The following is a 7727-nucleotide window of genomic DNA, read 5'->3' on the forward strand; positions in this document are numbered from 1 at the left end:
CCAATGTTCCCCTCACCGCGTCTCGACCTCTGCATGCCGGCCCACGCGGGCGACGGCCGCTGACACCCCCACCCCCACCCCGCACGACCCCCGCCAGAGAGGCTCCCCCCACCATGCGCAGAACCGCTGCCGCCGCCCTCGCCGCCGCCCTCCTGCTGCCGCTGGCCGCCTGTGCCAACGACGCCGCCTCCACCTCGCACACCGGTGCCGCCCCGGCCGGCCCCACGGTCGCCGGGCCCAAGGTCAAGATCATGGTCGGCGGCCTGGACAAGGTGATCTACATGCCGGCCATGCTGACCCAGCGGCTCGGATACTTCGCCGAGGCCGGCGTCAACGTCGAGCTGCTGAGCGAGCCGGCCGGCGTCAACGCCACCACCGCACTGCTCGCCGGCGACGTCCAGGGCGCCGTCGGCTTCTACGACCACACCATCGACCTCCAGGCCAAGGGCAAGAGCGTCGAGTCGGTCGTGCAGTTCTCCCAGGCGCCCGGCGAGGTCGAGGTGGTCTCCGCCAAGCAGGCCGCCGCGATCAAGAGCGGCGCCGACTTCAAGGGCCGCAAGCTCGGCGTCACCAGCATCGGCTCCTCCACCGACTTCCTCACCAAGTACCTGGCCGTCAAGAACGGCGTGAACGTCAGCGAGTTCAGCCCGATCGCGGTCGGCGCCGGCCAGACCTTCATCGCCGCCATGCAGCAGGGCTCGATCGACGCCGGCATGACCACCGACCCGACGGTGGCCAACATCCTCGCCAAGAACCTCGGTTCGGTGCTGTACGACATGCGCACCCCGGAGGGCTCCAAGGCCGCCCTCGGCGGCCTCTACCCCTCGTCCTCGCTCTACATGAACACCGCGTGGGTGAACGGCAACAAGGACACCGTCCAGAAGCTCGCCAACGCCTTCGTGAAGACGCTGAAGTGGATGGGCAGCCACACGCCCGAGGAGATCGCCGCCAAGATGCCCGCCGACTACGCGCAGGGCGGCGCCGAGCAGTACGCGGCGGCGATCAAGGCCACCCTGCCGATGTTCACCACCGACGGCGTCATGCCCGCCGACGGGCCGAAGACCGTGCTCGCGGTCCTGGGCGCCTTCCACCCGGACGTGAAGGGCAAGGAGTCCACCATCGACCTGTCGAAGACCTACACCACCGAGTTCGTCAAGGCCGCCGGCTGACGACCCCGACCCTGTGACGGCCCCCCGCCCTCCCGGACAGCGGGCGCGGGGGCCGTCACAGCCGTTCCACCGTTCCCGCGACCATCCGGGACGGCGTGGCCGGCGCCTTCCCGCAGCTCTCCGGGCGCGCCGGGGTGCTCGTGCCCTCCGTCACCGGCACCCGCCAGCGGCGCCCGTCCGTGTGCCGCACCTCCACCGTCCACCCGCCGTCCCCGGACGGCTCCTGGCGCAGGGTCAGCGCCTCCGCCGCCGTCTCACCGGTCGCCAGCCGCACCGCGTGCTCCGCCGCCTGGCCCGGCCGGTCCCAGCAGGACCGGCCCCGCGAGAACTCCGGCACCGTGTGCCCGGCCGCCGTCGACGCCAGCACCTCCTTGGCGCTCGCCCCCGACAGCCGCCCGTACGCATAGCCGTACGGCAGCACCAGCATGGTGGGGGAGAAGCGGTGCCCGCCCAGGTGCGTCACCTCCCACACCTCGCTGTGGCCGGCCGCCGCCAGCTCGGCCGCCAGCGGGCGGCCCAGCAGTGCACAGCAGCGGTCCCGGCGGCCGTTGGTGCACACCAGGGCGATCGGGCCGCCGGCGTGCTCCACCCCGAGACCGCCGTGCTCGCCCGCACCGAGTGCCGCGAAGTCCAGACCGGCCGCCTCCGCCGGATCGGCCACCGCCAGCCGGCGCACCCACGAACGGCCCGGCGCGGTGTGCGCGACGATCACCTCGCGCAGCCCGGCCGGCTCCGCGTCGGCATGCCGGCCGGGATTGCGGATCAGCGCCACCCGCACGCCCGTGCCCGCGGCCGCCGCCTCCAGCGCCCGCCCGGTCGCCGTCTCCAGGTGGCTCTCCGTCAGCGCCTTCGCACCCCACGGACCGGACTGCTCGACCAGCAGCCAGGTCGCCGCGGTCGCCGCGGTCGCGGCCAGCGGCTCGGACAGTTCCAGCGACAGCGTCGCGCAGGTGCTCACCCAGGTGAGCCTACCCTTGCCCGGTCGACGTCCGCTCGGGACGCACACCCGGACGCACACGGGTCGGGCCGTGGCCGCGGCCCACGAGGGCGGCGCCGACCACGGCCCCACGACACTCCGGACGAGCCCTAGGCGCGCCCACCGACCGCCGCGACCCGCTCCGACACCGGCGTGCCCGAGCCGTCCCGGCGCGGATCGCGCTCCGGCAGCTCCACCGGCGAACCGTTCGCCGTCGCCGCCAGCGCCGGGACCGCCCCGGCCCACGCGAACACCAGGGCGTCCTCGCCGCGCAGGAACCGCTGGCAGCGCACACCACCGGTCGCCCGCCCCTTGCGCGGATACAGCTCGAACGGCGTCACCTTCCACGTGGTGTGCTCGGCACCCGACAGCGTCCCGGACGCCGCCGCCACCGAGAGGACCACCGCGTCCGAGGCCGGATCCACCGCCGTGAACGACAGCACCCGTGCCCCGTCCGACAGCTTGATGCCCGCCATGCCGCCCGCCGGACGGCCCTGCGGCCGCACCTGGCCCGCCGGGTAGCGCAGCAGCTGCGCATCGGAGGTGATGAACACCAGGTCCTCGTCACCGGTCGCCAGCTCGGCCGCGCCGATCACCTCGTCACCCTCCTTGAGGGCGATCACCTCGAACTCGTCCTTGTTCGCCGGCCACTCCGGCACCACCCGCTTCACCACGCCCTGCACCGTGCCCAGCGCCAGACCCGGCGACGACTCGTCCAGCGTGGTCAGCGCCAGCGCCCGCTCCCCGGCCTCCAGCCGCAGGAACTCCGACACCGCCGCGCCCCCCGCCAGCGACTGCGCACCGCCCGGCGGCAACTGCGGCAGATCGATCACCGGCATCCGCAGCACCCGGCCCGCCGAGGTCACCAGACCGATGTCCGCCCGGGCCGTCACCGCCACCGCCGACACGATCGCATCGTGCTTCGCCCGCTGGTCCGACACGCTGCCCGGCTCGCCGTCCGCCGTCCGCGCCAGCAGCCCGGTCGACGACAGCAGCACCCGGCACGGATCGTCCGCCACCTCCAGCGGCACCGACAGCGCCGCACTCGGCACCGAACCCGCCTCCAGCAGCACCGTGCGCCGCGGCGTGCCGAACTGCTTCGCCACCGCACCCAGCTCCGACGAGACCACACTGCGCAGCCGGGTGTCCGACTCCAGGATCTCCGTCAGCTCCGCGATCTCCGCGTTCAGCTTCTGCTGCTCGTCCTCCAGCTCCACCCGGTCGAACCGGGTCAGCCGGCGCAGCGGGGTGTCCAGGATGTACGCCGTCTGCACCTCCGACAGCGAGAAGCGCTCGATCAGCCGCTCCTTCGCCTGCGCCGCATTGTCGCTGGACCGGATCAGCGCGATGACCTCGTCGATGTCGACCAGCGCCACCAGCAGGCCCTCGACCAGGTGCAGCCGCTCCTGGCGCTTGCGCCGCCGGAAGTCGCTGCGCCGCCGGACCACCTCGAAGCGGTGGTCGACGTAGACCTCCAGCAGCTCCTTCAGGCCCAGCGTCAGCGGCTGGCCGTCCACCAGCGCCACGTTGTTGATGCCGAAGGTCTCCTCCATCGGCGTCAGCTTGAACAGCTGCTCCAGCAGGGCCTCCGGCACGAAGCCGTTCTTGACCTCGATCACCAGCCGCAGACCGTTCTCACGGTCCGTCAGGTCCTTGACGTCCGCGATGCCCTGGAGCTTCTTGGCGTTCACCAGATCCTTGATCTTGGCGATCACCTTCTCCGGGCCGACGCTGTACGGCAGCTCCGTCACCACGATGCCCTTGCGGCGCGCCGTGACGTTCTCGATCGAGGTCGTCGCCCGGATCTTGAACGTGCCGCGCCCCGACGCGTACGCGTCGCGGATGCCCGACAGGCCCACGATCCGGCCGCCGGTCGGCAGGTCCGGCCCCGGCACGAAGCGCATCAGCGCGTCCAGGTCCGCCGCCGGGTGCTTGATCAGGTGCCGGGCCGCCGCGACCACCTCGGCCAGGTTGTGCGGCGGCATGTTGGTCGCCATGCCGACCGCGATCCCCGACGCGCCGTTCACCAGCAGGTTCGGGAAGGCCGAGGGCAGGACGTGCGGCTCCTGCTCACTGCCGTCGTAGTTCGGGCCGAAGTCCACGGTGTCCTCGTGGATCGACTCCACCATCGACATCGACGCCGAGGTCAGCCGCGACTCGGTGTAGCGCATCGCCGCCGGCGGGTCGTCGTTGCCCAGCGAACCGAAGTTCCCGTGCCCGTCGATCAGCGGCAGCCGCATCGAGAACGGCTGCGCCATACGCACCACGGAGTCGTAGATCGAGGCGTCGCCGTGCGGGTGCAGCCGGCCCATCACCTCGCCGACCAGGCGGGCGCACTTCACGTGCCCGCGGTCCGGCCGCAGGCCCATCTCATTGGCCTGGTACAGGATCCGGCGGTGCACCGGCTTCAGGCCGTCCCGCGCGTCGGGCAGCGCACGGGAGTAGATCACCGAATACGCGTACTCCAGGAACGAACCCTGCATCTCGTCCACGACATCGACGTCGAGGATCCGCTCCTCGTAGTCACCGGGCGGCGGGGTGGGCGAACTGCGGCGGGCCATCGCGGCGGGGCTCCCTTGCGTCTGTCGGACTGCGTCGATCCTTGGGACAACCGATTCGTACCGTACGCGGGCACGGCGCCCCCCATTGTGGACCCTCCCGCCGACAGCGCCGCGCACGGCTGCCGCTTCCGCCCCTGGCGAACGCGCGGCGGGCGCGGACACAACACGGCCTCCCGTGCGTTGCACCACAATGGGGCACACGGTCGGTGATCACGACGCAGCGTGCCCCGGCCCGACGTCGACCAGGGAAGGACCCACCGCGCATGGCCCATCCGGCCCCCGCCTCCTCGCGAGGCCTCGCCATCACCGAGCACCGCCTGGCCAACGGCCTGCGCGTGGTGCTCTCCGAGGACCACCTGACCCCGGTCACCGCCGTCTGCCTCTGGTACGACGTGGGCTCCCGCCACGAGGTCAAGGGCCGCACCGGCCTGGCCCACCTCTTCGAGCACCTGATGTTCCAGGGCTCGAAGAACGTCTCCAACAACGGGCACTTCGAGCTCGTCCAGGGCGCGGGCGGCTCGCTCAACGGCACGACCAGCTTCGAGCGCACCAACTACTTCGAGACCATGCCCGCCCACCAGCTGGAGCTCGCCCTCTGGCTGGAGGCCGACCGCATGGGCTCGCTGCTGCACGCCCTCGACGAGACGTCCATGGAGAACCAGCGCGACGTCGTCAAGAACGAGCGCCGCCAGCGCTACGACAACGTCCCGTACGGCACCGCGTTCGAGAAGCTCACCGCGCTGTCCTACCCGGACGGCCACCCCTACCACCACACTCCGATCGGCTCCATGGCCGATCTGGACGCCGCCACGCTGGAGGACGCCCGCACGTTCTTCCGTACCTACTACGCGCCCAACAACGCGGTGCTCTCCATCGTCGGCGACCTCGACCCCGAGCAGACCCTCGCCTGGGTCGAGAAGTACTTCGGCACCATCCCCGCCCACAACGGCAAGCAGCCGCCGCGGGACGGCACCCTGCCCGACACCGTCGGCCGCGAGATCCGCGAGGTCATCGAGGAGGACGTGCCCTCCCGCGCCCTGATGGCCGCCTACCGCCTCCCGCACGACGGCACCCGCGAGGCCGACGCCGCCGACCTCGCCCTCACCATCCTCGGCTCCGGCGAGTCCAGCCGGCTCTACAACCGCCTCGTGCGCCGCGACCGCACCGCCGTCACCGCCGGCTTCGGCCTGCTCCGGCTGGCCGGCGCCCCCTCGCTCGGCTGGCTCGACGTCAAGACCTCCGGCGACGCCACCGTCGAGCAGATCGAGGCCGCCGTCGACGAGGAGCTCGCCCGCTTCGCCGCCGACGGCCCCACCCCCGAGGAACTGGAGCGCGCCCAGGCCCAGATCGAGCGCGAATGGCTCGACCGCCTCGCCACGGTGGCCGGCCGCGCCGACGAACTCTGCCGCTTCGCCGTCCTCTTCGGCGACCCGGCGCTCGTCAACTCCGCCCTGCCCAAGGTCCTCGACGTCACCGCGGAGGAGGTCCGCGCCGTCGCCGCCGCCCGCCTGCGGCCCGACAACCGGGCCGTGCTCGTCTACGAGCCCACCACCCCCGACGCCGACGACCAGCCCGAGGAGGAGACGGCCGCATGAGCACCGAGTCCACCATGACCTTCCACCCGCAGCCGGCCGGGGGCACCCCGACCCCGTGGGCGTTCCCCGCCCCCGAGCGGCTCACCCTCGGCAACGGCATCACCGTCCTGCACTGCCACCGGCCCGGCCAGCAGCTGGTCGCCGTCGACCTGGTGCTCGACGCGCCCCTCGCCGCCGAGCCCGCCGGCCTCGACGGCGTCGCCAACATCCTCGCCCGCGCCCTCAGCGAGGGCACCGACACCCTCACCGCCGAGCAGTTCGCCGCCGAACTCGAGCGCGCCGGCGCCACCCTGGACGCCCACGCCGACCACCCCGCCATCCGGGTCTCCCTCGAAGTCCCCGCCTCCCGCCTGGAGCGCGGCCTCACCCTGCTCGCGGACGCCCTGCGCGCCCCCGCCCTGCCCGAGAGCGAGATCGAACGCCTCGTCGCCAACCGGCTCGACGAGATCACCCACGAGCAGGCCAACCCCGCCCGCCGCGCGGCCAAGGCCCTCTACGCCACGCTGTTCGACCCGGCCGACCGCCTCAGCCGCCCCCGCAGCGGCTCCGCGGAGACCGTCCGCACCATCGACCGGGCCGCCGTCCAGGCCTTCTACGACGCCCACCTGCGTCCGGCCACCACCACCGCCGTGGTCGTCGGCGACCTCGCCGGCACCGACCTCGCCGCCCTCCTGGAGGCCACCCTCGGCACCTGGACGGGCACTGCCGCCGAGGCCGGTGCCCACGCCCCGGTGAGCGCCGACGACAAGGGCCGCGTCGTCATCGTCGACCGGCCCGGCTCCGTCCAGACCCAGCTCCTCATCGGCCGCGTCGGACCGGACCGCCACGACCCCACCTGGGCCGCCCAGATCCTCGGCACCTACTGCCTCGGCGGCACCCTCACCTCCCGCCTCGACCGCGTCCTGCGCGAGGAGAAGGGCTACACCTACGGCGTGCGCGCCTTCGCCCAGCCGCTGCGCTCCGCCGCCGACGGCTCCGGGCGCGCCATGCTGGCGATCAGCGGCTCGGTCGACACGGCCTCCACCGGCCCCGCCCTCGCCGACACCTGGACCATCCTGCGCACCCTCGCCGCGGAGGGCCTGACCGACGCCGAGCGCGAGGAGGCCGTCCAGTTCCTGGTCGGCGTCGCCCCGCTCAAGTACGAGACGGCGGGCTCGGTCGCCGGCACCCTGGCCGACCAGGTCGAGCAGCACCTGCCCGACGACTACCAGGCCGAGGTCTACCGGCGGCTCGCCGAGCTCGGCACCGAGGCCGCCACCGAGGCGGTCGTCGCCGCCTTCCCGCCGGACCGCCTGGTCACCGTGCTGGTCGGCGACGCCGCCGCGATCGCGGACGACGTCCGCGAGCTCGGCATCGGCGAGGTCACCGTCCTCACCAACTGACCGCACACGCAGCGGGCCCGGCGGAGCGTCAGCCCCGCCGGGCC

At 73.2% G+C, this 7727-nt stretch carries 5 protein-coding genes; 3 read left to right on the plus strand and 2 right to left on the minus strand.

Going from position 1 to position 7727, the window contains the following annotated elements:
- Window positions 1-113: 113 nt before the first annotated feature.
- Window positions 114-1169 carry an ABC transporter substrate-binding protein gene (locus tag ACFV0G_RS17460; RefSeq protein ID WP_380547753.1) on the plus strand — a complete coding sequence of 352 codons (1056 nt, stop codon included), beginning with the start codon at window positions 114-116 and terminating at the stop codon, window positions 1167-1169.
- 55 nt (window positions 1170-1224) lie between these two features.
- On the opposite strand, the gene ACFV0G_RS17465 is transcribed toward ACFV0G_RS17460, so the two are convergent.
- Window positions 1225-2127, minus strand: coding sequence for a sucrase ferredoxin (locus ACFV0G_RS17465; protein WP_380547756.1), 903 nt, complete (start codon window positions 2125-2127; stop codon window positions 1225-1227).
- A 128-nt stretch (window positions 2128-2255) separates the two neighbouring features.
- The gene (locus ACFV0G_RS17470) at window positions 2256-4706 is read right to left on the minus strand and encodes a DNA topoisomerase (ATP-hydrolyzing) subunit A (RefSeq protein WP_380547759.1); all 2451 of its coding nucleotides are present in this window, start codon (window positions 4704-4706) and stop codon (window positions 2256-2258) included.
- A 263-nt stretch (window positions 4707-4969) separates the two neighbouring features.
- Between ACFV0G_RS17470 and ACFV0G_RS17475 the strand changes: the two genes are divergently transcribed.
- Complete coding sequence (locus tag ACFV0G_RS17475) at window positions 4970-6301, plus strand: M16 family metallopeptidase (RefSeq protein ID WP_380547762.1); 1332 nt, start codon at window positions 4970-4972, stop codon at window positions 6299-6301.
- Complete coding sequence (locus tag ACFV0G_RS17480; RefSeq protein ID WP_380547765.1) at window positions 6298-7683, plus strand: M16 family metallopeptidase; 1386 nt, start codon at window positions 6298-6300, stop codon at window positions 7681-7683. The genes ACFV0G_RS17475 and ACFV0G_RS17480 overlap by 4 nt, the downstream gene beginning before the upstream one ends.
- Window positions 7684-7727 lie beyond the last annotated feature (44 nt).

Source organism: Kitasatospora sp. NPDC059571 (assembly GCF_042735675.1).
Taxonomy (GTDB): domain Bacteria; phylum Actinomycetota; class Actinomycetes; order Streptomycetales; family Streptomycetaceae; genus Kitasatospora.

What these genes read in the sequence shown, in the direction of transcription:
- ACFV0G_RS17480 (WP_380547765.1), top strand. Translation starts at nt 6,298, where the DNA reads ATGAGCACCGAGTCCACCATGACCTTCCACCCGCAGCCGGCCGGGGGC.
- ACFV0G_RS17470 (WP_380547759.1), bottom strand. Translation starts at nt 4,706, where the DNA reads ATGGCCCGCCGCAGTTCGCCCACCCCGCCGCCCGGTGACTACGAGGAG.
- ACFV0G_RS17475 (WP_380547762.1), top strand. Translation starts at nt 4,970, where the DNA reads ATGGCCCATCCGGCCCCCGCCTCCTCGCGAGGCCTCGCCATCACCGAG.
- ACFV0G_RS17460 (WP_380547753.1), top strand. Translation starts at nt 114, where the DNA reads ATGCGCAGAACCGCTGCCGCCGCCCTCGCCGCCGCCCTCCTGCTGCCG.